Source organism: Williamsia sp. (assembly GCF_016462415.1).
GTDB lineage: Bacteria > Actinomycetota > Actinomycetes > Mycobacteriales > Mycobacteriaceae > Williamsia_A.
On the sequence record NZ_JAEMTF010000057.1, the window covers coordinates 4,683 to 28,726 of the forward strand.

Here is a 24,044-nt window from a genome sequence, read left to right on the forward strand (position 1 = left end):
GAAGCGAGTCGGTCAGTACCCCACCGACCGCATGGGCGCCGGGTCCCACAGTCCCGACCTGGTGGCGTCGCCGATGGTCAGCTTTGCCGTCGGCGCGGGATCGATCGGGGTGAACCGCTGCAGCGAGCCCCAGTCCATCCCCCAGTCGTTGCGGACGTAGGTCGGGAGCAGCGTCGGCCGCAGCATCGCCTCGGTGAGTCCCAGCGGTCCGCCGGCCTTGCCCGACATCCACGTCTGGCTGTTCTGACGGGTCGCGTCCGCGTCGGGCAGGATGCGCCACTTGGGCACCTCCTCGACGCCGTGACGCACCGCCATCGGCTGCTGGCACGGGAAGAAGAAGGCGGGCAGCCAGTCGATGAAGACCGGATCGGTCCGTCCCACGACGTCGTTCAGGGTGCGCATCGTGCTGATGCGCGGCGGGGTGATGGCGAGCCACTGATCCGACGCCGCGGAGGTGTCCTCGGCGAGGATCCGCACCACGGTCGCGCCGCGGGGCGACTCGTCCAGCGGGAACCGCAGGTTGCGCCACGTGGGCGCCTCGCCGACGTCGATGGGCGACATCTGGCCGACGGGGGTGACCACGCCGCCCGCGCCGACCCGGCCGAACTGCATCCGGAACTTCTGTCCGGGATGGACGACGTTGACGCCGTCGACGGCCTCCACCGCGCCGGCCACCGACACCGACAGCAGCGGCGCGGACGAGGAACGCTTGGGCATCTGGTACCAGCTCGAGGTCAGCGAACCGCCGCTTCCGCCGAAGCTGCCGAGCACCGGGGTGTTCGACGGGGACAGACCGAACGGGAGTCGCACCGTCGAACCGTTCACCCCGCGCACGCCCTGACCGCCGCCGGTGCCGCCCTCGACGGAATCGCCGCTGCCGGTGTCGTCGGAGCCCGCACTGTTCTGGGCGGTGTTCTGCGCCGACGCGGTGTCGCTGTCGTCCTCGGTCGAGTCCACCGACAGGTCGTTCGGGACACCGTTCGGGCTGAACCCCGTGCTGCCGCTGCCTGCCAACGCTGAGCTGACCGACACGTCGTTCTGTCCGGCAACTCGGGCGGGCCGCAATTGGCCGGCGTTGGGATCGGTTTCCACCAGCACGTCGTTGGCCAGCCCGCAGATGTTGCCGCTGAGCGCGCGTGCGTTGGACGTCGCCCAGGAGAACGAATCACGTTGCGTGTAGGCGGCTTTGACGAATGAGAGGACCTGGAAGAGGACCACCAGGGTCACGATGAGCGGCAGCGTCGCGCCGCGGAACCACCCGAACCGCCCGGTCGAGGTGCCGGACACGACGTCGTCGTCGACGTAATCGTCGCGGAAGTGCTGCCACAGTCCGACCGCGGCGACGACGACGGCGAGCGCCAGGATGAACCAGCCGATCTTGATGCCGGCGATGACCGGGGTGCGGTCCCACCAGGGCACGCCGTAAGGACCCACGAACCACCAGCCGTTGGGGCCCATGAACGCGATGCCGGCGACGAAGATCGCGGCAGCAGCGAACAGCGTGCGGTTGCGACGTCGGCGCAGCAGGGCAGGGGCCGCCATGGCGCCGGCCGCGGCGGCCACCGCACCCGCGATGCCCGCGTAGACGCCGAAGTGGTGCGTCCACTTCGTGGGAGTGAACGCCATGAAGAACATGGTCCCGAACATGACCGCGATGAGTCGCCACACCGGGCCCTTGGCGATGCCGTCCGGGCGACGCCTGCGCAGCATGACCAGCAGCACCAGGCCGAGGCACAGGATCATCATCAGCACACCGAAGCGACGGGTCAGCGAACCGTCGACGGTCGGCAGCATCAGGTAGTAGAAGCGCACCGGCTCCTGCCACCACTCGAGCGTCGGACCGACCTTGCTGCTCACGGTCGAGGCGGTGATGACGCCCGACAGCGTGTTGTCGGCGAATATCTCGTAGAGCACCGCCGTGCCCGCGGCCAGGATCGGCGCCACCAGCGGCAGGATGCCGTCGCGGTGTCGGCGCTTGGACAGGCGGGTGATCAGGGGTCGGATGCCGGCGAGCAGGGCCGCGACGGCCATCAGTCCGCCGGGGGCCAGGGCAAGGGTGAACGCGGCGACGACGGTCGCGATAGCGAGGGGGAGGAACCGGCCGGTGGCGATGGACCGGTCCACCGAACACCAGGTGAGCAGCGCGCCGACGGCCATGGCCGGCTCGGGGCGCAACCCGTTGTTCAGCGGCAGCCAGATGGCGAGGAACACCATCGCCGCGGTCCAGAGTGCCGGAGTGCTGTGCCGCACCGTGCGGCCCAGGCGGGGGATGACCTCGCGGCTGATCAGCCACCAGCCCAGCAGGCCGAGTGCGAACGCGGGCAGACGCATCCAGGGGGCGGCGAGGCTGACGTGCGTCATCGCGCCGATCACCTGGTAATGCCACCCGAACGGATCCTGCGGCACACCGAAGTAGCGGTAGTAGTTGTCGGCGTACCCGGCCTTGGCGGCGATCCGGCCGACCGAGAAGTTGTAGCCGTCGTCAGAGGTGTTCGTGCCGAGGAACCACCAGAGCCCCAGCAGGACGAACACCACGCCGTCGATCGGGCGGACCCGCCACCAGCTCGACGGCAGGAATTTGCGGAGCTTGCTGCCCCGACCGTCGCGGGCGTCGAGGATGCCCAGCGCGATCAGTGACAGCAGCGTCATGACGATGCCGATGACGATCGCGAGGAACTTCAGCGTCGACGGGGTGGTGACGAACCGGGTGTCGATGGTGGCCCGCAGTGATAACCCCTGCGATGAGGCGGTGGACGGCAGATCCGTGTAGACGCCGACGATCTGCGGGCGCAGGTTCGGATCGGCCACGTCGAAGGTCAGCTGGCCGTCGCCGCTCGCGCCCACGATCTCGCCGCGGGTGCGTTCCCCGTCCGAGCGCAGGGTGATCACACAGGACGAGTTCGACTGCGCTGCTGCGCGTTCGGTGTTGAGCAGTACGACGCCGCGATCGATCACCTGGATGGTGTCGGAGGAGACCTGGACGAACAGGCCGCGTGCGCTGGCGTCGGCGCCGTCGGTCGGGATCGTCGAGAGCAGGTTGCCGCCCGAGGCGGGCAGGCTCGCGGCGAGTGAGCAGGGCACCGACACGTTCATGTCGATGGGGACGAACGACACCAGTGGTGCGGCGACGTTGTTGACCTGCCCCTGCGGCCAGGACAATTCGGCGGTGGTCTGGTTCACCGGCAGCAGCGGTGTGAGCAGTGCCAGCAGGAAACCGAGCAGACCGGTGACCGCGGACGCGATCTTGACGTACCGGTAACGCTCCGGGGTCATCTGGATCCTTTTCCCGCGCGAGGGCGGTTGGGTCGCTGCGGAATCGACGTCGGAGTCGGGTTCGGCGGGCGTGGCTTCAGTCATCGGTCGAGACCACCCTTATCGAACCCTCCCGGGACCAACCCCAGCGATCGTGTGTTCCGGTCGAGATACGGGCGGTCGCCGCGTCGGTGGCCAGCGGCGTGAGCCGCTCCACCGAACCCCAGTCGCGGTACCAGTCGTTGTCGAGGTAACTCGGCATGGTGGTCGCGCGTGCGGTCGCGTCGGAGACCGCCAACAGACCACCGGCGTCGGCGTCCTGCCACGTCCTCGACTGCGACACCGCGGTGATCCGGTCGGGCAGGATGCGCCACCGCGGCACCGACATCACGCCGTCGGTCGAGGTGATCGGCTGCTGACACGGGAACTGCGCCGCGACGGTGAAGTCGATCAGCGTGGGGTCGCTCGTCCCGACCACGCGCTGCAGCGTCTGCAACTGCGCGGCGCGCGGCGGGGTGACGGCGAGCCACTGATCGCTGTTGACGTTGTTGTCGGAGGCGACCAGACGCATCACGGTGGCGCGCGGCGGGACCACCGACATCGGTACGCGCAGGTTGCGCCACGGCCGGTTGGGCTGCTCGGGTCCCGGGTCGATCGGCATGAACGACGCACCGACGGGCTCGAATTCGCCTGCGGGACCGGGCCGGCCGAACTCGACGTTCAGTTTCTGACCGAACACGCCGACACCGTCCTCGCCGACCGACGAGATCGCGCCGGCGGCGCTGATGACGAGCAGGGGAGTGCTGGTCCGGGCGGGCAGGGTGTACCAGTCGGTGGTCAGCGACGCCTGGCCGGAGTTGTAGCCGAACGACCCGAGGACGGGGGTCGTCTCCGGGTTCAGTCCGAACGGCAGGGCGGCGGTCGAGCCGTTGACGGTGCGGGGACCGTTACCGCCGAGGGTGCCCGCGTAGCCGCCGCTGATGGTGAACGGTTTGGCCACGCTGCCCGCGACGTTCATCTGTCCCGGCTTCGACGACCCGGGCTCCGGGGAGAGGTCGCCGGCGACGCCGGTGGGGGTGAAACCGACCGCGCCGGTTCCCGCGAGGGCGGCCGAGGCCGTCTTCCCGTCGGCGGGGCGCAGGGTGCCACGGTTGGCGTCGGGTTCGACGAGGACCTTGTCGGCCATCGCGCAGGTGTCGCCCCTGAGGGCGTGGACGTTGGCGCCCAGGACGGTGAACTCGTCACCGCGACTGACCGCGGCCTTGGCGAACACCGCGAGCTCGCAGATCACCATGAGCGCGGCGATGACCGCGATGGGTGAGGACGCCAGGACGAGACGGCGACGGTCGCCGGTGTCGGTGACGTGCTCGGCGTCGGCGACGTCGGTCGCCTCGGCGTGCGCGAGGCCGCGATTGGCGGAGAAGTCCAGACGCAGGTGTTGCCACACCGCCAGGGCGCCCGCGAGCACGGCCAGGATCAGGAAGATGGTCGAGACCTGCTGTCCGACGATCACCGGTGCCCGGTCGAACCAGGAGATCCCGAAGTCGTACGCCCACGGCCACGCGTTCTTACCCGCCATCGCCGCGGCCAGCGCGAACAGCAGGCCGGAGACGAACACCGAGAGGTTGCGCGACGAGCGGGCCGCCGACTGGGCCACGGCCAGGGTGGCCGCGGCCGCGAGCGCCGCACCGAAGCCGGCGAAGATGCCGAACTGGATGGTCCATTTGCTGGGGGTGAACGACAGCAGCAGCATCGTCAGCAGGCTCGCGCCGATGACACGCCACACCGGACCCGGGTCGACGCCGCGGATCCGCTTGCGCCGCAGCATCACCGCGAGGACCACGAACAGTGCGGCCACGAGCAGGAGCAACGGGACGCGGCGGGTGAGAGCGCCGTCCTCGGTGGTGACGGTGATGAAGTAGTACCGCAGGTACTCCTGGTTCCAGGAGATGGTCGGACCGACCGTGTAGCGGATCCGGACCGCGTCGTAGACGGTCGCCAGCGTCTGGTCGCGGAACACCACCAGCACGGTGAACGCGGCCGCCGCGAGCACCGGGGCCAGCAGCGGGAGGAGACCCGACTCGCGCCGTCGGGCCAGCAGGATCTTGAGCAACGGTCGGGCGCCGACGACGAGCAGGGCGACGGCGATGATGCCGTGGGGCGCGACCGCGAGGGTCAACCCGGCTGCGCCGGCGGCGAGCGCGGCGGGCAGCAGACGGCGGGTGGCGATCGCCTGTTCCACGCCCCACCAGGTGAGCAGCGACCCGGCGACGATGATCGGCTCGCTGCGCAACCCGCTGTTGAACGGCAGCCAGAATGCGACGAAGACCGCCGCGGCCGCCCAGATGGCCCAGCCGCTGCGTCGGACCGCCGCACCCATCCGCGGCAGCAGCACGCGGCTCAGCACGAACCAGGACACGAGGCCGGCGATCAGGGCCGGGATGTGCATCCAGACACCGGCGGTGGAGACCTCCGACCAGTGCGACAGCAGGCTGTAGTACCAGTCGAACGGGGCCTCGGGCGCGTTGAAGTAGCGGAAGTAGTTCGCGAGGTAGCCGCTGGACTCGGCGGAGCGGCCCATCGTGAGTATGTAGCCGTCGTCGGGCGTGCCGGCACCGAGGAACAGCCAGACCGCGAGGACCGCGGTGACCGCCATGTCGCTGATACGGGGGGCCAGGACCCGCGCCCACGAGCGCACCCCGATCCGGCGGTGGTAGCCGCCGAGCCAGTCGAGGCGGGCGAGCGCGGCCAGGGACAACACGATCGCGAGGATGCCCAGGATCATGGCGGCGAGCTTGATCGCCGACGGGGTGCTGGCGAACCGGTTGTCGATGTCGACGTGGACGCGGAGGCCCTGCGCGGCCGCTGCCTGCACCTGTGGGGTGCTCAGCGTGCTGTAGATGCCGGCGATCTGTGGACGCTTGTCGGGCTCGAGCGTCGTCGACGGTCCGAGACCGACGAACTGCGCGCCCGGGCCGGTGCTGCGGGAGAAGACCTCCAGCGAGCGGCACTGCGGCGAGGCGACCTGCGCGCGTGTGGCGGTCGCGGCGACCGAGTTACGGAAGCTGACGGTCACCGTCGAGGCGTTCGCCGAGATGGTCAGCGCCTTCTGCGCGGCGCGGTCGGCGTTCGTCGGCATCGTCGTCAGCAGCACGCCGCCGTCGGTGCCCAGCGAGCTGAAGAGCGAACACGGGATCGACGCCTGCAGCGCCTGCGGGGTCTGGGCGGTCAGCGGCGCGACCACCGACGGGGTGTCGGGGGACAACGACTGCCCGGAGGGCCAGTCGAAGCTGGACGTGGTCTGGTTCACCGGGAGCAGCGGGGTCAGCGCACACAGGAAAATGCCGACCAAACCGGCTGTCACGGCCACCAGGCGAGCGGTTGTCGCACTGGACAGTCGGGCAGTCATCGGCACGAGCAACGATGCTATGCGATGGACCTGAGACCGCCGCATCTCCCCGATGCGGCGGCCGGGGTTCAGTAGCGGATCGGTGACGGGCTCCACAGGCCGGATCGGGTGGCGGTACCGAGTTCCAGCTGCGCAAGCCGGGTCGTGTCGTTGAACGGCTCGTAGCGCAGGAGCGAGCCCCAGTCGCGACCGATGTCGTTGGTCAGATAGCTCGGGACGGTGGTCGAGTCGAGTGCGACCTCGATCCATCCGAGTGGGCCACCGCCGAACGAGTCCTGCCACGCCGAGACCGCCGCGGACAGGTCGGCGCCGGGCATGATCCGCCACTGCGGGACCTCGGCCACGCCGTCACGGTGGTTGAACGGCCGCTGGCACGGGAACGCCAGCCCGGAGGTCCAGTCGATCTGAACCGGCGCCGAACTGCCGACCAGTGACTGCAGGGTCTCCAGCCTGGGCACCCGGGGCGGGCTCACCACGATGAAGCGGTCCGACGCCAGGTTCTCGTCCTTGGCGACGATGCGGACCGCGGTGGTGTCGGCGGGGAACGAGCTGCGGTAGACCCGCAGGTTCCGCCACGACGGGCTCGGCCCGGGATCGATCATCTCCACGTCACCCGCGGAGGTGAAGTCGGTGTCGCGGCTGGTGCCGTCGGACCGGACGGGGTCGGTGCTGTACTCGAGCTTCAGGTCCTTGCCGTCGTAGTTGCCGGCGACGGCCATCGTCACCAGCGGGGTGTTCGACGTCTTGGCGGGCAGTCGGTACCAGGACGAGGTCAGACGTGCGGGGACCTGGTCGGTGGACGAGTAGCTGCCGAGGACCGGGGTGGTCGCCGGGTCGAGCCCGAACGGCAGCTTCGCGGTGCTGCCGTTGACGCCGGGCTGGTCGTTCTCGCCGCCGCCGGTTCCGCCGGTGTTGTTGGTCAGCACGTCGGGTGACGCGGCCACATTCGAGCTCAGCACGCCCAGCGAATCGGCACTCGCCGCGGAGTCGAGGGTCATCGGCAGGCCGTTGGGGGTGAACCCGCTGGTCAGTGCCGGGCTCTCCTCGGTACCGGCGGGGGCCGGCCCGGCGAGGGGGTCAGGACTACGGCGGTCGATCGGTGTGAGCAGACCCGCGTTCGGATTCGGTTCGACGAGCACCTTGTCGGCCATCGAGCACGGCTTGCCCGCGAGGGCGTCGAGGTTCGACGTCGGCACCGAGAACGAACCGCTCTGGTTGATGCCCGACACGGAGGCGGTGGAGATCTCGAAGGCCACCAGCAGCAGACCGATCACCAGTAGCGGTGCGGCGCGGACGCTGCGCCAGCCGGTGGGGGCCGGGCGCTCGGCCGCAGGTGCGCGGTAGGGGTCACGGAGGTGGAACCAACCGGCGAGCACCAGCGTCAGGACGCTCGCGTACAGCAGCAGGCTGCCCAGCGCGACGCCGAGGCGTACCGGCTGTGACCCGTAGGGCACGCCGTAGTTGGAGATGTAGAAGTACGCGTTGGGGCCGGTGAACGACAGCCCCGTTACGAAGAGGATGAGAGCGGTCACCAGGGTGCGGTTGCGGCGCGACCGCATGGCGTGTGCGCTCATCGCGATCACCGCGATGGCGGCCAACGCGGCGGCCAGCCCGGCGAACACCCCGAAGTGGTGTGTCCACTTGGTGGGCGTGAACATGAGGAAGACCAGGGACGCGAACGTGATGCCCACGATCCGCCGGGTCGGGCCCACCGCGGTCCCGGGGATGCGGTTCTTGCGGAACAGCATCGTGGCGGAGACCAGCAGTCCGACGAACATGATCAGCACCGCGAAGCGACGGCCGACCGAACCGTTGGCCGAGAACTCGAACAGCGCGGAGTAGCGGTTGATCTCGTTGTACCAGCTCAGCGACGGTCCCAGCGCGGTCTTCATCTTCGACGCCTGGACGAACGCGGTGAGGGTCAGGTTGGAGAAGACCACGAAGATGACGAAGGTGCCCGCCGCGAGGACCGGGGCGATCATCGCCAGGTAGGAGATGAGCCGTCCGCGCGAGAACGCGCCCGACTCCTTCGGGTCACCCTGGATCACCTTGCTGCGCTTGATGATCGACATCACCATTGGCCGCCCGCCCGCGATGAGGGCGGCCACGGCCATCAGACCCGTCGGGCCGGCGGCGAGGCTGAACGCGCCGACGGTGCAGGCGATGGCGGCGGGCAACGTGCGCCCGGTGGCGATCGCGCGCTCGACCGAGCACCAGGTCAGCAGCGCGCCGAGGCAGATGATCGGCTCGGGGCGCAGACCGTTGTTGAACGGGAACCACGACGCCATGAACACGAACGCCGCGGTCCACGGGACGAGGCGGTTGGTGGTGGCCGCGCGACCGAGGCGGGGGAGGATCTCGTGAGAGATGATCAGCCACACCGCGATCCCGCACAGCAGCGCGGGCAGGCGCATCCACGGGCTGGCGGTGGTCACGTGGGCCAGCCAGCCGAAGACCTGGTAGTACCAGCCGAACGGGGCCTCCGGGGCGCCGTACCAGCGGTAGTAGTTGGCCGTGTAGTGCGCGTGCTCGGCGACCCGCGACATCGTCAGCAGGTATCCGTCGTCGGAGGTGTTGGCGCCGACGAAATGCCAGACGATCAGGCCGCCGACGACCACCGCGTCGCGCGGGTTGAACCGCCACCAGCGGGCAGGAAGGAATCGGCGGTGCTTGCGGCCGTCGGTGCCGTCGAGGACGCTCAGCGCGGCGAGCGCGACGAGGGTGGCGATGACACCGACGATGATCGCGGTCCACTTGATGACCGTCGACCCGGTGGAGTAGCGCGAATCGATGGTCGCGTGCGCCGTGAGTCCACTGACCTGGCCCGCGGTCGTCGTCAGGTCGGTGTAGATGCCGGTGAGCTGCGGACGCTGATCACCGTCGGAGGTCGCGCCGGTCAGCGGGGCGCCGTCCTCGTCGGTCATGCCGACGAACGACGCGGTGACCGCGTCGGAGGTGGCGGTGACGTCGATGCGTTGACAGTTCTGCGACTGGATCTGTGCGAGCGATGCGCTCACCAGCGGGACGTTGCGGACGACGACCTCGACCGATCGCGCTCCGGGCGGATCGGTGGCCTTGCCGGTGGTGCGGATGAACAGTCCGCGCTCGACTGCCTTGGGGGCGTCTTTGGGCGTGGTGGACACCAGGACGGACTGCCCGGTGGTGCCGAGCTGACCGATGGCCGAACACGGCACGGAGATCTCGACGTCGATGGGGACGTAGCTGATGAGCGGCGCGGAGACCGACCCGATCTGCTGGGACGCCGAGGTGACCTGCGGCCAGTTGATCTGTGCGGTGGTCTGCTTCACGGGCAGCAGCGGGGTGGCCAGGGCCAGCACGAAGCCGAGCAACCCGGCGACGATGGCCACGATCTTGGCGATGCGGATCCGGTCGGGCCGTGACCGTGCTGAGCGTTCTGGGGTCTCCGTCGGAGCGGATGCGCCCGTCACGGGCCTGCTGAGGTCATCGGGCACAAACGATGATGTTAACTACGAACCCTGTGGGCGGGGGTGTCGAGGTCGTGTTGATCTCGCGGTCGTCGCCCTAAGGTGAGCGTCATGTCCACGCATCGGGTGCTGCTGCTCAACGGGCCCAACCTCAACATGCTCGGGGTCCGACAGCCCGAGGTCTACGGCGCCGCCTCACTGGCCGACGTCGAGGCACTTGCGCAGCGCACGGCGTCCGAACTGGGTCTGACGGTGTCGGCGCGGCAGACCAACCACGAGGGCGAGATGCTCGACTGGATCCAGGCCGCCCGCGGGGAGTTCGACGCGATCGTGATCAACCCGGGCGGGTGGACGCACACGTCGGTGGCGTTGCGCGACGCGTTGGTGATCCCGGACGTGCCGGTGATCGAGGTGCACATCAGCAATGTCGCCGCGCGTGAGGAGTTCCGCCACACCTCCTACGTGTCGGGTATCGCGGCCGCGGTCATCGCCGGCTGCGGGGTCCAGGGTTACGACTTCGCGCTGCGCCGGGTCGCAGAACTGCTCGACGGGGAGTGATCTCGGTCACAAGCACTGCGTACGACCGGGGCCCGTTGACCTGCCCCGCGTCTCGTCCGCAAGTATGAAATGTGCACCAATCGGTCCTGTTCAACCGTTGTTTGCCGAGGTGTGCTGGGTGGGATACCCCGCATCCTCCGTTAGTATTTCTCGCAATGCTGTCCAGATGGGCAGTTCTGCGGCGGTGCGAGTGAACCGGCCGCCACCTGGACCACCAGGTGAACCGGTGATCTGGAGGACCGATGCGGGAGCCACGTCATGTCGACCGCTGATACCTCGCGCGACCTGACGGACCCCTCGTCGGAGTCTGCGAAGACCACCGCGACCACCACCGGCGACGACGCCCGGCTGCGCGCTCTCGAGTCCGATCTCGTCCGCTCCCGCTTCAACGTCCTGTCGACCGTCGTCAAGTACATGTCGCAGCCGCGATGGTGGGTCGAGCTGCTCCTCATCGGTGGGCTGTACGCGATCTACTCGGCCATCCGCAACAGCGTCGGCGAGGTCGCCGACAAGGCCTTCGCCAACGGTTACGAGCTCCTGCGCATCGAGGACGCCTGGCACATCGCGTTGGAGCGACCGCTCAACGACTGGGTGCACCACACCCCTATCGTCGCCGATGTGGTCGCGCTGCAGTACGCGACGTTGCACTTCATCGTGACCCCGGGCGTGCTCATCTGGTTGTTCTTCCGTCGAAAGCAGCACTACCGCAAGGTCAGTGCCGTGCTGATCCTCACCACGGTGCTCGCGCTGATCGGCTTCTACTGGTACCCGACGGCACCGCCCCGGCTGCTCACCACCGAGGGTTTCGTCGACATCATGAGCCAGACCGCGTCGTGGGGATGGTGGCCGGAATCGGGTACCCCCGGCTCCGACGCGATCTCCAACCAGTACGCCGCGATGCCGTCACTGCACTGCGCGTGGGCCGCCTGGTGTGGACTCACCCTGTTCTTCCTCGCGCGCCGCATGTGGGTGCGCATCCTCGGTCTCATCTACCCCTTCACCACGTTTTTCGTCGTGATGGGCTCGGGGAACCACTTCATCCTCGACGTCCTCGCAGGCCTGGCCACACTGGCCGCGGGTGCGAGCATCGCATTCGGCGTCCGATGGTTGTGGATCGCACGGGTCCGACGCAGACGTGCGGGTGCGGCGACGCTCGAATGAGCGTGGGGGTCGCCGCCGAGCAACGACGCTGGCGGATGGCACTCCCACTGGCGGCGGCGGTGGTCGCGACCGTCGTCCTCTGGGCACTGAGTCCCACCCTCGGCGATCTGCAGGCGGCAATCGCCCGCGAGGAGGCCGCGCGCTCCGGCGTCGGTCTGGGCTACTGGTTCGGCTGGTACGGCGGGGTCTCGCCCGGCAGCTACTCGCTGATCGTGCCCGCCATCTCCGCGATCACCGGATCGCTGGCGCTGCTCGCGATCGCGACCCTGGCCATCGCGGCCATGGCGTATCCGTTGTCGCGCAACGCCACCCGGCCGACCCTGTTGACCTGGGCCATCGTCATCGCAGCGGTCCTGAACATGATGTCCGGACGCGTCGCCTTCGCCGTCGGGGCCGCGATCGCTCTTGCCGCCGTCCTGCTCCTGCAGCACGGACGACTGACCCTGTGCGCGGCGGTCCTGGTGGTCTCCGGCCTGGCCAGCCCCCTCGCCCCTGCGTTCGTCGGCCTCGCCGCGGTGCCGTTCCTGCTCGGCGCGTACCGATCTCGGCCCGTCTGGAGCGTCCTGGTCGGCGCGGGTCTCGGGGTCATCGTGCCGTTCGCGTTGTTCGGAGCGCCGGGTGCACAGGGGTTCCCGTGGACGACCCTGTTCTGGGCGCTGTTGATCGGTGTGGGTGCCGGTGTCGCGTTGACATCACCGCCCGAGCGCTGGATCGCACCACTCGCCATGGCCGCCGCGATCGTGGTCTTCGCCATCCCGAACGGGGTCGGGTCGAACCTCAGTCGGTTCTTCTGTCTCGTCCTGCCGTGTCTGTGCCTGTACTTCTCGCGGAAGTCGTTGCTGGTGGTGCTGATCGCGCTGGTGCCTGCGGTCAGTTACGCAGGCTTCGTGGCGGTCGCCGATCAGGTGGCGGTCGCCGACGCGGGCGACACCGAGAAGAACTACGAGCCACTGCGCCTGGCGTTGCTGCGCGGTCCGGGTCTGGTCAACCATCGGGTGGAACTGATCGACGCCGGAACGCACGCCGGGTCGCACGAGCTCGGGTCGTTGGTGAAACTGGCGCGGGGGTGGGAGAACCAGTCCGACTCGAGGTTCAACCCGATCTTCTACGACCGGGATGCCCTGACCCCGACGTCGTACCGAACGTGGTTGCGCGACAACGCCGTGTCCTACGTAGCCGTCTCCGACACCCCGCTGCGGCAGGCCAAGAAGGAAGCGGCGCTGGTCAATTCGGGCCTGCCCTATCTCAGCGAGGTCTGGTCCAACGACGAGTGGACGCTCTACCAGGTCGCGAACCCGGCGACCATCGTCGCGCCGCCGTTGCGGTTGGTCACCGACACCCCGTCGACGATGGTGGTCGACATTCCCGACACGTCCGCGCACCCGATCCAGATCCGCCCGAACCGCTACCTGGTCGCCCGCAGCACCACCGATCCGACCATGACGGCGTGCATCGATCAGACCCCGGACGGGTGGATCACCGTGCAGGCACCCACCCCGGGGACCTACACCCTCGAGGGCCCGCTGAGCGTGCGCGGCGTTCTCGCCGAGCAATCGCCCAGCTGCCGCTGACCGCACGAATCCGGACGACTGACTAGCGTCGGGGTATGCGACTCGGATTCCGTCACCGTATGCCCACCGTCGAACTGGCGATCGCCGCACCGTCGAGCGCGGTCTGGGATGTCCTGGTCGACCTCGAGGCCTGGCCGGTGTGGGGCCCCACGGTGGCGGGGGCGATTCTCGACACCCCGGGACCGTTTGCGTCCGGTTCGCGCGGCAAGGTCTACACGCCGGTCGGTGTCCCGCTGCCGTTCGAGATCACCGAGTTCATCGACGGCCGGGTCTGGGCGTGGCGGGTTCTCGGTGTCCCCGCGACCCGGCACGAGGTCATCCCCGTCCGGGACGGCTGCATCCTCAGCTTCGGTGTACCGATCTGGGCGCCGGCCTATCTCAGCATCATGGCACTGGCGCTCCCGCGTATCGAGCGCCTCGCGATGGACCGCTAGATCCGTTCGCGGCCTCGGGTATACGCCGGATCGTCGGGCGTGAACCACGCGTCGGAGATTATCAGCCGCAGGGCCAGTTGTTCGGCCGTCGTGCGCGGGTATGGGGGCTGCCGATCGGTCAGCGCAGAGTTCATCGAGCCCTTCGGGCACGCGGAGATGTGGACCTCGTGGTGCGTGTACCGGCAATCGGGCGGACCGCGGCTCGACCGTAGGGGCCGAGCTCGCGAGGCGTGGTGTCGACGGTGCGGCGCACGGCGTTCCATGCCTGTTCGACCTGGACCAGCGCCTGGTCGAGGCGACCCAGCGCGGCCAGATGTTGCGACGCACGCTCATCGGTCGTGAACGGCTCGTCAGGCGAGTTCAGGTGCATCGGTGCGCCGGGCCCGGTCAGCAGACAGTCGCGGGATACCGCGGCGATCTCGCCACGCATCACCGCGATCACGTCGGCCCACGACCTGTGGACGATGGTGTCCAACCGGTGGGCGCTGCGATCGGCCTCGTCGGGCTTCGACGGCTGGTTCACAGCGGTCCGCACCCCTTTCCGTGCAGGTCTGCGTTCAGTACAGGTTCGCGCGGCGGTAGAAGAACGCGGCCGGCCGGGTGAGAAGACCGACGCTGCTGAGGAATTCGATGAGGTGCACGCAACTGCCACGCATCATCGAGTGGAAGTGCCTGTTGTTCTTCTTCGCCGACAGCGCGCGCGTGCGGTCGAGTCCGGTGTTGGCGTAGACGTCGGGCGAGTGCAGGCTCGAGACGATGACGAAACCGGCGATGGCGATGATCAGGGCGCTGGTCTGCCGCCGGATCCAGCCGACGTTCTTCATGGATTCGCGGACCTCTTCGCGCGCGAACTTCATGTGGCGCGACTCTTCGAGTACGTGGATCTCGTTGATGGTGCGGACGAACGGCAGGACGCGAGGGTCGCTCATGCATCCGCGCTGCAGGACGTCGAGAACCTCTTCGGCGACGAGGATGCCGCCATAGGCGACCTCGCCGCGCGCGAACATCATGAAGCCCTTGCCGAGCAGTCCGACGAATTTCGACGGACGGTAGGAGGTGCCGACCAACTTGTCCGATCCCTTGGCGAACATCAGTGAGTGGCGGGCCTCGTCAGCGATCTCGATGAGCGACCACTGGAACTCCGGGGTGTGGTATTTCCCGAGGTACTGGTCGCGGATGACCATTTCCTGCAGGATCATCTCGAACCAGATGCCGTTGGTGGCGACCGACGCCGACTCGTGGCGAGTCAGCTCGATGCGCTGCTCGAGGGGCATCTCGTCCCAGAGGTCGGTGCCGTAAAGGGTGCACCATTCGGGGCTGCAGCCGTAGAGATCGGGGTCCATCGGCTGGTCCCAGTCGATCTCGGTCATCGCGTTGCGAGACAGGCGAGCCGCCGAGGCGATGAGGCGGTCGGAGACCTCCTGCGGGCCCTGATCGAGCCGGGTCTCTCCCATGCTTTCCGACGTCGTTGTCATCGTGCACCTCCAGAAGATTCGACTATGACCGTTGTCACCATCGTTCGTTGTCAAGGTACGCGCTGGGTGAACACTTGTAAACAGTTCGTCGCCGGGGGTGTGTGATCATTCGTCAATGACATCGGATGCGCTCGTCGGGAGCAGGTGGCGCGGGATCGCGGGCGCGTTCGAGCATCGACCGGTCCAGCTCTACGCGGTCGGCATGGTGACCGCCAACGTGATCGGGGCGGTCATCGTCTTCGGTCTGATCCGATTCATCCTCCCGCTCCCCATCGATCCGGCCGCGGTCCTGTCCGCGCGCAACTTCATCACGTTCGGCGCGTACCTGCCGGTGGCGGTCATCATCGGTTTTGCGCTCGGGATCGGCGTGGCCGCACCGGCTTTCGAATGGCTGGGCGCGGGTGGGGTGCCCGACATCCGTGCCTACCAGGCGGTGCTGCGGCTCCCGGCGCGGCAGGTGGCCGTGAACGCCACGCTGTGGATCATCGGACTCCTGGTGTTCGTGACGGTCAACGGGTTCGGCGACGGTGGGGTCAACCTGTTGGTGGTCATCGCACTCGCGGTCGGACTGGGTGGGGCCGCGACGTGTGCGATGGGCTACGTCGTGGCCGAGCGGATCCTGCGTCCGATCACCGCGCAGGTGATGATTCGCGGGGTCCCCGGCCGGTACACGGCGCCGGGGGTCACCTCGCGGCTGGTCGCCATGTGGGGGTTGTCGACCGCGGTGCCGTTGGTGGGCGCCGGTCTCATCGCGCTCGGGCGGTTGCTCGAGGTCGTGATCCGGCCCGGCGACGACATCGCCGCCGCGGTGCTCGCGCTGTCACTGATCTCGCTCACCGTCGGCGCCGGCGGGATGTTGTTGGCCGCACGTTCGGTGGCCGACCCGGTCACGCAGATCATCGCCGCGATGCACCGGGTCGAGCGTGGCAGCTACGACACCCGGGTCCCGGTCTACGACGGCTCAGAGATCGGCCGGCTGCAGGTCGGGTTCAATCGGATGGCGGCCACCGTCGGGGAGCGGGAACACATCCGCACGTTGTTCGGCATGCACGTCGGCGATGCGGTCGCCGCGCGTGCACTCAGGGAGGAGCCGACCCTGGTCGGTGAGATCCGCGAGGTGGCAGTGCTGTTCATCGACCTGGTCGGATCGACGACGTTGTCGCAGTCGCATTCCCCAGAGGAGATCGTCACTCTGCTCAACGACTTCTTCGGCACCGTGGTCGAGACGGCCGCACGCCACGACGGGTTCGTGAACAAGTTCGAGGGCGACGCGGCACTTCTGGTCTACGGAGCGCCGCTACCGCACGATGATCCCGCCGGCGCCGCCCTGCGGACCGCGCGGACCCTGGCGGAGGCCATCCCCTTCGACGGCCGTCTCGACGCGGGTATCGGCGTCAGTTTCGGGTCGTGTCTGGCCGGCAACGTCGGTGCCGCGAATCGGTTCGAGTACACCGTGATCGGAGATCCGGTGAACGCGGCCGCACGGCTGAGCGATCTGGCCAAGGACCGCGACACCCGTGTCGTCGCGTCATCCGACGCACTGGACGCTGCCGCGGTCGACGAGACCCAGCACTGGTCGGTGGTCGACGAGGTGACGTTGCGGGGCCGGTCGGAACCCACGTCCCTGGCCATCCCGCGCAGCTGACCCCGCTAGTGCGACAACGCGATGTCGACCGCGTCGGAAACCGAGCCTCGGTGGACGTCACCGTGACCCGGGAAGATGACGTCGGCGTCGAGATCGCGCAGTGCGAGCAGTGACTCGCGGTTGCGGTCGAGATCGTGCTGGAACGCGTGGTGCAGGCACTGCGGACCCGTGGTCGACGAGATGCCGTGCCCGGTGATCAGCGCGTCACCCGACACCAGGACCCTGCCGTCGGCGACCAGGTAGCCGCTGTGTCCGTCGGTGTGACCGGGGATCGCGACGGGAACCGGCCGGCCGGGGAGGTCGAGCGGACGGCTCGCGCCGAACGCCTGCGAGGACGGGATGCCGGTCTTGTCGAGGACACCGAGCCGGATGACCCCCGACAACCACCGCAGGACGCGGGGTCGGTACGAGATCTTCGCGATGTCGAGAGGCGTTGCCTGCTGCAGGATCTCGCGACGGGCGTGGGGGACCTCGGTGGGGTCCATGAGTACTCCGAACCCGTACCTCTCGGCGAGGATGCCCAGGCCGCCGATGTGGTCGACGTGCGCGTGCGTCACCAGGGCGGCGCGGATCTGCTCCGGGTCGGCGCCGATGTCGCGGATGGACTCGAGCACCGCATCGACCTGCTTGGGGTAACCGCCGTCGATCAGGGTGATACCCGAGTCGTCCTGCAGCAGCACCCAGTTGACGTGCTCGGTGCGCACGAGATGCGCCCGACCGCCGCGGGCGTCGTCGATGGTCGTGATGTCGAACTCGTTCATCTGCGGACCACCAGGACGAAGGGGCCGACCTCGGTGACGGTGAAGCGGGGGTCGTCGAAGAGGGCGGTGGGGAAGGTGACGGTGTAGCGGGTCACGTTGGGGTCGTTCGGATAGACGTCGGCGGCCAGGCGCAGCGAGTACCCGTCGGCGCTGTAGCGGAACAGGAACACCGTCGGCGGACGCCACGGCGTGGAGTCCAGTGCGGAGACGAGCTGGTCCGGGGTCTGCAACCCCGCCCAGTTCTCGATGGCTGCGGCCCGCTTGTCGAACTCCGCCAACGGGTTCGCGTAGTGCGAGGTGAGCCCCTGGAACCCGTAGTACGGGTAGACCGACAGGAATCCGTAGTCGGCGGTGAGCACGACGGTGTCGTTGCGCGGTCGCTTGGTCTCGGCCCGGATCGCCTGGTCGATCTGGGGGAAGAACGATTCCGCGCCCGCGGGCCGTTTGTCGGCGCGGACCCCGTTGCCGTCGGTGTCGGTGTAGGCGACGGTGATCTCCGCGGACAGGTGATCGGGGATGTTCTGCGCCACCGCGACCGTGCCGATGATCGACGCCACGACGATCAGGAACCGGATGTCGCCGAATCGTCGGACGGCGGCCATCGCGACCTCGGCGAGGCCCAGCACGCCCGCGGCGGAGAGGATCAATGCGAGCAGTGGTTCGAGCCGGAAGGACAGCAGGGTGGTGCCCGCGGCGGTCAGTGCCATCGACAGCAGGCAGAACGCGTAGATTGCGACGACCGAGATCCCCAGGGCCAGTGAGACGGTGCGGGTCCGGTGACGCAGCAGTAGCCAGATCAATCCGACCAGGCAGAGCAGGCCGACGAGGGAGAACTCGAACATCGGTGCGGGCAGTTGCGCCCCGCTCGCGGGGAGGTAGTGCTCGGCGGTCCCACCGCTGGCCGGTTGACTGCGCAGACGCGCCAGCAGGTATGGCGCCCACACGACGAGGGCGATCACGCCGGAGACGACACCCATCGCGATCAGGCGTGCGGCGAGCACCCCCACCCCGCGGACACGGGCGGTCCGGACCGCCTTCGGGTCGACGGCGCTGTTGCCGGCGCCACGGACCACCTCGACCGCGAGATACAGCGTCATCAGTACCGCGATCAGCGCGAACAACCCGGTGAACAGCGTGTAGAACGTCGCACTCACGCCGATGAAGACACCGCCGGCGAGCAGCGCTGCGCCACTTCCCGATCGGAGTCCGTGCAGCACCGTGATGAGCATGGGCGCGCCGACGAGGATCAGGATCGCCGCGTACGGCTCCGGGCCGGCGTACATGATGGCCACGGCGGTGGTCGCGACGGTGATCGCGATGGCGCGGTCGGTGGGCAGCATCCGCTTCCACAGGACCATCGCGATGGTCGCCGCGATGGCGATCGAGATGATCGCCCACGGCTTGTAGGCCTCCCACGCCGGCTGACCCACCGCGTTGGCGTACCGACCGCCCAGCCAGAACCATCCCGCGGGGTAATACGGCGCCAGGTTGAAATACGTCATGTCGTGCAGACCGGCGGTGTCGGTCAGGCGCGTCAGGTACTCGGTGCGGAACTGCTGGTCGACCGAGATGCCGAACAGGTAGAGCTTCGTCGCACCGAGGGGCATGGCCAGGGTGACGGTCGCGAACGCGGAGATGCCCACCAGGCTCAGCGGGGTGACGACGCGCGCGCCCCGACCCGCCCGTGCGAGCAGCGCGGCCACGACGAGCAGAGCGACCGAGATGACCTGACCGACCGTGGTCAGCGCCCCGTTGACGTTCGACGAGTTGAAGGCCGGCCACTGGACCTGCGCGATGACGAACAGGCCGATCGACGCGACCACCGCCGCCACGATCACCGCGACGACGAGCTCGGCACCGGCCAGCACGTGGCGCCGGCCCGGCATCAGACGTGGGCGGTCCGACGGCGGACGCGCAGTGTCGATCCCGACGCTCATGGGCGTCTCAGATGGGGAGTTTGCGGAAGATCGGCCGCGGGATGTGCCGCAGGACGATCATCACGAACCGGAACGGCGGCGGCGCCCACACGATCTCTTTGCCCTTGTCGGCCGAACGGACCGCGAGCTGCGCCACGTCTTCCTTGTTCACCGTCATCGGCGCTTCCTTGACGTGCGCCGACAGGCGGGTGCGCACCATGCCCGGACGGATCACCAGTACGCGGACGTTGAACTCGCGCAACGCCTCACCCAGGCCGAGGTAGAAGCCGTCGAGCCCGGCCTTGGTGGAGCCGTAGACGAAGTTGCTGCGTCGCACGCGCTCACCGGCCACCGAGCTCATCGCGATGATCTGACCGTGGCCCTGGGCGCGCATGCGCTCGCCGAGCAGGACGCCGACCGAGACCGCGGCGGTGTAGTTGATGTCGGCGGTGAACACGGCCTTGCGCTGGTCCTGCCACACCTCCTCGTCGACGCCCTGGACGCCGAAGGCGACGATCGCGACGTCGACATCGCCACCGGCGAAGGCCTGTTCGGCGACCGCGGGATGGGTGTCGGGCTTGAGCGCGTCGAAGTCGATGCGCTCGACCGACGAGGCGCCCGCAGCCTTCATCGTCTCGATCGCCGCGTCACCGGCGGGGTCACCGGGCACCGTGGCCAGGATGACCCGCATCGGGCCCTTCTTGAGGTACTCGGCGCAGATGGCGAGCCCGATCTCAGAACTGCCACCGAACAGCAGCAGGGTCTTCGGAACGCCGACGGCGTTGATCATGAGAGTTCCTTCGTTGAGAAAGCGTGCGGGTCAGGGGAGTTCGCGGGTCAGGCCAGTTCGAGGCGACGGGCCATGTCGGAGACGAAGACGCCGTGCGGGTCGATCCGGCGCCGGGTCGCGATCCACTCGTCGACGCGTGGATACATCGCGTGGAAGGTCTCGGCGGTGGTGCGGGAATCCTTGGCGGTGTACAGCCGGCCGCCGATCGCGAGCACCCGACGGTCGAGTTCGGTGACGAACTCGTGCAGGCCCTTCTTGATGGGGAAGTCGACGCAGATGTTCCAGCCCTCGATCGGGAAGCTCAGCGGCGCGCGGTTTCCCTCGCCGAAGAGCTTGAACACGTTGAGGAAGCTCACGTGTCCCGACGCCTGGATGTCGATGATGATCTGCTTGAACTCCTCGACCGCCTCCACGGGGACGATGAACTGGTACTGCAGAAAGCCTTTCGAGCCGTAGGCGCGGTTCCAGTCACCGAACAGATCGAGCGGGTGATAGAACTTCGTCAGGTTCTGGATCTTGCCCGTGTAGTTTCCGCCCATCCGGTAGTACGCCTCGCCGACGATGGCGAAGTCGAACTTGTTGGCCAGGCCGTTGGGGAAGATGTCGGGGAACTTGATCAGCGTCTTACCGGTGAACGCCAACGGGTTCTTGGCCAGATCGTCGGGCAGCTGATCGAGGGTGGCCAGAGAGCCGCGCGAGAACGAGCCCCGGCCCAGCTTCGGCGGCTTGCTGATCGCGTCGAACCAGCCCGAGCTGTAGCCGTAGCCCTCCTCGAATCCGTCCGCGTGGAGTGCGATGGTCTCATCGAGGCTGTTGGTGGTCGCGCCGTCGGCGATGAAGTAGGCCGTCTCCGTGCGGGTCATCGCGATCTTCGCGCGCAGGATCAGACCGGTGAGGCCGATACCACCGACCGTCGCCCAGAAGATCGACGCGTCGGGATCATCCGAGCTGCCGTCCGGGGTGATGGTGATGATGCGGCCGTCGGCGACCAGCAGGGTGATCTCGGTGACGTGGTTGCCGAAGCTGCCCGCGCTGTGGTGGTTCTTGCCGTGGATGTCGTGCGCGATGGCACCGCCGATGGTGACCTGGCGCGTCCCCGGCAGCACAGGGACCCACAGACCGTAGGGGAGCGCGACCCGCATCAGGGTGTCGAGGTCGACGCCGGCGTCGACATCGGCGATCGCGGTCTCGTCGCTGATCGAGTGGATCCGCTTGAGGCGGGTCATGTCGATAGTGAGCCCCCCGACGTTCTGTGCCGACTCGTTGTACGAGCGGCCCAGGCCTCGCGCGATGACGCCGCGGCGCAGGTACGTCGGTTTGTCCGCGTTGTCGTCGGCGACGCGCGCGACCGCGGCCGCGATGACGTCGAGGTCAGGCGTGGAGAGCACGTGCCCGTCGATCGGCGTGGTGCGACTCCAGCCCACGAGCCTGCGGGTTTCGATGGGCAGATCAGTTGTAGACATCGCATGACAGCCTACTGCGTGCGCGATCGCTCCTGACCGGTGATGACGCGGTCGACGTCACGTCGACGTCAGGGTGCGGTCGCCCACATGCGGGTGTCGGCGAGCGCGCGGTCGAGCGTCGCGTCGTCGATGAACCCCTGCGTGCGCGCCGAGAACAGCCCGTTGATCGCCGCCCAGGTGGCGATGGTGCGGTCGATGTTCTCGTGGGCGCCGACCGCGCGGAGCAGGACCGCGGCGATGCGATCGCGGATCGCGACGCGCAGGTCGTCGAACTTCGCGGTGGGCTCCAACGCATCGGTCAGTGCGATCAGACGGAATGCGAGCTGGTCGTCGTTGCGGTGAAACCGCACGTAGGCGTCGAACACCGCGCCGGCGCGGTCGTCGATGCTCGAGGACGCGACCGCCTCGTCGATGATGTGTTCGTTGGCCGTCACGGCCTGCTCGGCGAGCGCGAGGTAGATGTCCTGCTTGCCGCCGGGAAAATTGGAGTAGATCGAGCTCACGGCCACGTCGGCGAGTTCGGCGATGTCGGCGACGGTGGCCGCCTGGTAGCCGCGTTCCTCGAACAGCGTCCGCGCCGCGGTGCTCACGGCGGTCACCGTGCGCCGCCGTCGTCGGTCGACATCGGTCATGGGACGTAACCGTAATGAGATTCCGGAAACGGAACAAGGTTCTCTGTGGGGTCGATCACCTGATACAAACTGACCCATGGCCTCGAAAAGCGTGTTCATCACCGGCGCTGCTGCCGGAATCGGTCGTAAGACGGCCCTGTCCTTCGCCCGCAAGGGCTACATCGTCGGTGCGTACGACATCGACGAGGCGGGGCTCAAGACCCTGTCCGACGAGATCGAGGATCTCGGTGCGGTCCCGGTGATCGGGCACCTCGACGTCACCGATGCCGATGAGTTCGCCGAGCGTCTCGCGGAGTTCACCGCCAAGACCGGCGGAAAGCTCGACGTGATGCTGAACAACGCGGGCATCCTGATCGCGGGTCGCTTCGAGGAGCTCAAGGTCTCGACGCTGCACAAGGAGATCGACATCAACACGAAGGGTGTGGTCAACGGGCTGCACGCGGCGTTCCCGTACCTCAAGGCCACGAAGCGGTCGGTGGCGATCAACCTCGCCTCGGCGTCGGCGATCTACGGTCAGGCCGAGCTGGCGAACTACAGCGCGACGAAGCACTTCGTCCGCGCCATCACCGAGGCTCTCGACATCGAGTGGACCGGCTACGGGATCCGTGTCGTCGCCATCTGGCCGCTGTACGTCCAGACCGCGATGACCCAGAACATCAAGACCGGGACGACCACCTCGCTGGGCATCAAGCTGGGCCCGCAGGACGTCGCCGATCGCATTCTCGAGGCCGCCGAGCCGAACCTGTTCAGCAAGCTGATCCACCAGGTGCACTACAACGTGGGCACCCAGACCCGCCTGATGGCGGTCGGATCCCGGTTCTCGCCGGTCTACCTGACCCGGCTGGTCAACAAGCGCCTGGCCGGGAGCCACTAGCCCGACCCGCACACATCGTCAGAACAGCGTCGCCGGTTCGGATTCCTCGAGCCGGCGACGCGTCTGTGTGACGTCGACCGATCCCGACGTCGCCGACTCGGGTGCATCGGCAACCGCACGGGCAGCAGCGCCCGCCAGCTGATCGGCGATCTCGTTGAACTCGTTGCCGACGTGACCGCGCACCCAGCGGAACCGCACCGGACCCGAACGGGCGGTGATGGCCGCGTCGATGGCCTGGACGATCTCGAGGTTGCGCACCGGTGCTCCCGCGGCGGTCCGCCATCCACGACGTTTCCAGTTCGCCAGCCATTCCGATGAGCACTTGATCGCGTACTGCGAATCCGACTCGACCATGAGTGGATCCGGGCCGGGATGAGCGGTGATGGCCTCCCGGATCGCGATGAGTTCGGCGATCTGATTGGTGCCCGAGGGTGCACCGCCGCTGGCGGTCGGACCGGTGTGATCGACCCACGCCCAGCCGATCGCGCCGCCGGGATTGCGCAGGCACGAGCCGTCGGTACTCACGATGATCACGGGACGGGAGTTTACGGTTCCGTGCTGACACAGCAGTGCATCTCGCCGATTCCGATGTGTCGCCACCCGTCGAGTGGGCGGATGCGGACGTCGATTGGGCGGATACGGACGACCACTGGGCGG

17 protein-coding genes are annotated in these 24,044 nt (G+C 68.2%); 6 read left to right on the top strand and 11 right to left on the bottom strand.

The window, feature by feature from the left end; translation table 11 throughout:
- Nucleotides 1-12: 12 nt before the first annotated feature.
- The 3 genes from JHC79_RS14580 to JHC79_RS14590 all read right to left on the bottom strand — a co-directional run bounded on the left by JHC79_RS14580 (nt 13) and on the right by JHC79_RS14590 (nt 10,047).
- Nucleotides 13-3,273, bottom strand: a complete 3,261-nt coding sequence (locus JHC79_RS14580) for an arabinosyltransferase domain-containing protein (RefSeq protein ID WP_296392029.1) — start codon at nt 3,271-3,273, stop codon at nt 13-15.
- A 76-nt stretch (nt 3,274-3,349) separates the two neighbouring features.
- A complete protein-coding gene (locus tag JHC79_RS14585) occupies nt 3,350-6,661 on the bottom strand; it encodes an arabinosyltransferase domain-containing protein (protein ID WP_296391998.1) in 3,312 nt (1,103 codons plus the stop codon).
- A 68-nt stretch (nt 6,662-6,729) separates the two neighbouring features.
- Nucleotides 6,730-10,047 carry an arabinosyltransferase domain-containing protein gene (locus tag JHC79_RS14590; RefSeq protein ID WP_296392031.1) on the bottom strand — a complete coding sequence of 1,106 codons (3,318 nt, stop codon included), beginning with the start codon at nt 10,045-10,047 and terminating at the stop codon, nt 6,730-6,732.
- Nucleotides 10,048-10,218: 171 nt separating this feature from the next.
- On the opposite strand from JHC79_RS14590, the gene aroQ reads away from it, so the two are divergent.
- The 4 genes from aroQ to JHC79_RS14610 all read left to right on the top strand — a co-directional run bounded on the left by aroQ (nt 10,219) and on the right by JHC79_RS14610 (nt 13,831).
- A complete protein-coding gene (gene aroQ, locus JHC79_RS14595) occupies nt 10,219-10,665 on the top strand; it encodes a type II 3-dehydroquinate dehydratase (protein WP_296392000.1) in 447 nt (148 codons plus the stop codon).
- A gap of 258 nt (nt 10,666-10,923) precedes the next feature.
- Nucleotides 10,924-11,826, top strand: coding sequence for a phosphatase PAP2 family protein (locus tag JHC79_RS14600; RefSeq protein WP_296392002.1), 903 nt, complete (start codon nt 10,924-10,926; stop codon nt 11,824-11,826).
- Nucleotides 11,827-11,861: 35 nt separating this feature from the next.
- Nucleotides 11,862-13,397 (top strand): hypothetical protein, encoded by a 1,536-nt coding sequence (locus JHC79_RS14605; RefSeq protein WP_296392004.1) that lies wholly within the window; start codon nt 11,862-11,864, stop codon nt 13,395-13,397.
- Nucleotides 13,398-13,432: 35 nt separating this feature from the next.
- Nucleotides 13,433-13,831, top strand: coding sequence for an SRPBCC family protein (locus JHC79_RS14610; protein WP_296392006.1), 399 nt, complete (start codon nt 13,433-13,435; stop codon nt 13,829-13,831).
- A 130-nt stretch (nt 13,832-13,961) separates the two neighbouring features.
- Here the strand turns inward: JHC79_RS14610 and JHC79_RS14615 are convergent, their stop codons facing one another.
- Both JHC79_RS14615 and JHC79_RS14620 read right to left on the bottom strand, forming a co-directional pair.
- Nucleotides 13,962-14,354, bottom strand: a complete 393-nt coding sequence (locus tag JHC79_RS14615; RefSeq protein WP_296392009.1) for a hypothetical protein — start codon at nt 14,352-14,354, stop codon at nt 13,962-13,964.
- A 34-nt stretch (nt 14,355-14,388) separates the two neighbouring features.
- Nucleotides 14,389-15,285: a diiron oxygenase gene (locus JHC79_RS14620; protein ID WP_296392011.1), complete on the bottom strand. Its 897-nt coding sequence runs from the start codon at nt 15,283-15,285 to the stop codon at nt 14,389-14,391.
- A 136-nt stretch (nt 15,286-15,421) separates the two neighbouring features.
- On the opposite strand from JHC79_RS14620, the gene JHC79_RS14625 reads away from it, so the two are divergent.
- Nucleotides 15,422-16,951 carry an adenylate/guanylate cyclase domain-containing protein gene (locus tag JHC79_RS14625; protein WP_296392013.1) on the top strand — a complete coding sequence of 510 codons (1,530 nt, stop codon included), beginning with the start codon at nt 15,422-15,424 and terminating at the stop codon, nt 16,949-16,951.
- Between the two features lie 5 nt (nt 16,952-16,956).
- Here the strand turns inward: JHC79_RS14625 and JHC79_RS14630 are convergent, their stop codons facing one another.
- The 5 genes from JHC79_RS14630 to JHC79_RS14650 all read right to left on the bottom strand — a co-directional run bounded on the left by JHC79_RS14630 (nt 16,957) and on the right by JHC79_RS14650 (nt 22,513).
- A complete protein-coding gene (locus JHC79_RS14630) occupies nt 16,957-17,712 on the bottom strand; it encodes an MBL fold metallo-hydrolase (protein WP_296392015.1) in 756 nt (251 codons plus the stop codon).
- Nucleotides 17,709-19,598: an arabinofuranosyltransferase gene (locus JHC79_RS14635; protein ID WP_296392033.1), complete on the bottom strand. Its 1,890-nt coding sequence runs from the start codon at nt 19,596-19,598 to the stop codon at nt 17,709-17,711. The genes JHC79_RS14630 and JHC79_RS14635 overlap by 4 nt, the downstream gene beginning before the upstream one ends.
- Nucleotides 19,599-19,656: 58 nt before the next feature.
- Nucleotides 19,657-20,418: a decaprenylphospho-beta-D-erythro-pentofuranosid-2-ulose 2-reductase gene (locus tag JHC79_RS14640; protein WP_188487187.1), complete on the bottom strand. Its 762-nt coding sequence runs from the start codon at nt 20,416-20,418 to the stop codon at nt 19,657-19,659.
- Between the two features lie 47 nt (nt 20,419-20,465).
- Nucleotides 20,466-21,881 carry an FAD-binding oxidoreductase gene (locus tag JHC79_RS14645; protein WP_296392020.1) on the bottom strand — a complete coding sequence of 472 codons (1,416 nt, stop codon included), beginning with the start codon at nt 21,879-21,881 and terminating at the stop codon, nt 20,466-20,468.
- Nucleotides 21,882-21,949: 68 nt separating this feature from the next.
- Complete coding sequence (locus tag JHC79_RS14650; RefSeq protein WP_296392022.1) at nt 21,950-22,513, bottom strand: TetR/AcrR family transcriptional regulator; 564 nt, start codon at nt 22,511-22,513, stop codon at nt 21,950-21,952.
- Between the two features lie 76 nt (nt 22,514-22,589).
- Between JHC79_RS14650 and JHC79_RS14655 the strand changes: the two genes are divergently transcribed.
- Nucleotides 22,590-23,387: an SDR family oxidoreductase gene (locus JHC79_RS14655; RefSeq protein ID WP_296392024.1), complete on the top strand. Its 798-nt coding sequence runs from the start codon at nt 22,590-22,592 to the stop codon at nt 23,385-23,387.
- Nucleotides 23,388-23,405: 18 nt separating this feature from the next.
- On the opposite strand, the gene JHC79_RS14660 is transcribed toward JHC79_RS14655, so the two are convergent.
- Entirely contained in the window at nt 23,406-23,921 is a 516-nt protein-coding gene (locus tag JHC79_RS14660) for a ribonuclease H (RefSeq protein WP_296392027.1), read from the bottom strand.
- Between the last annotated feature and the right edge of the window lie 123 nt (nt 23,922-24,044).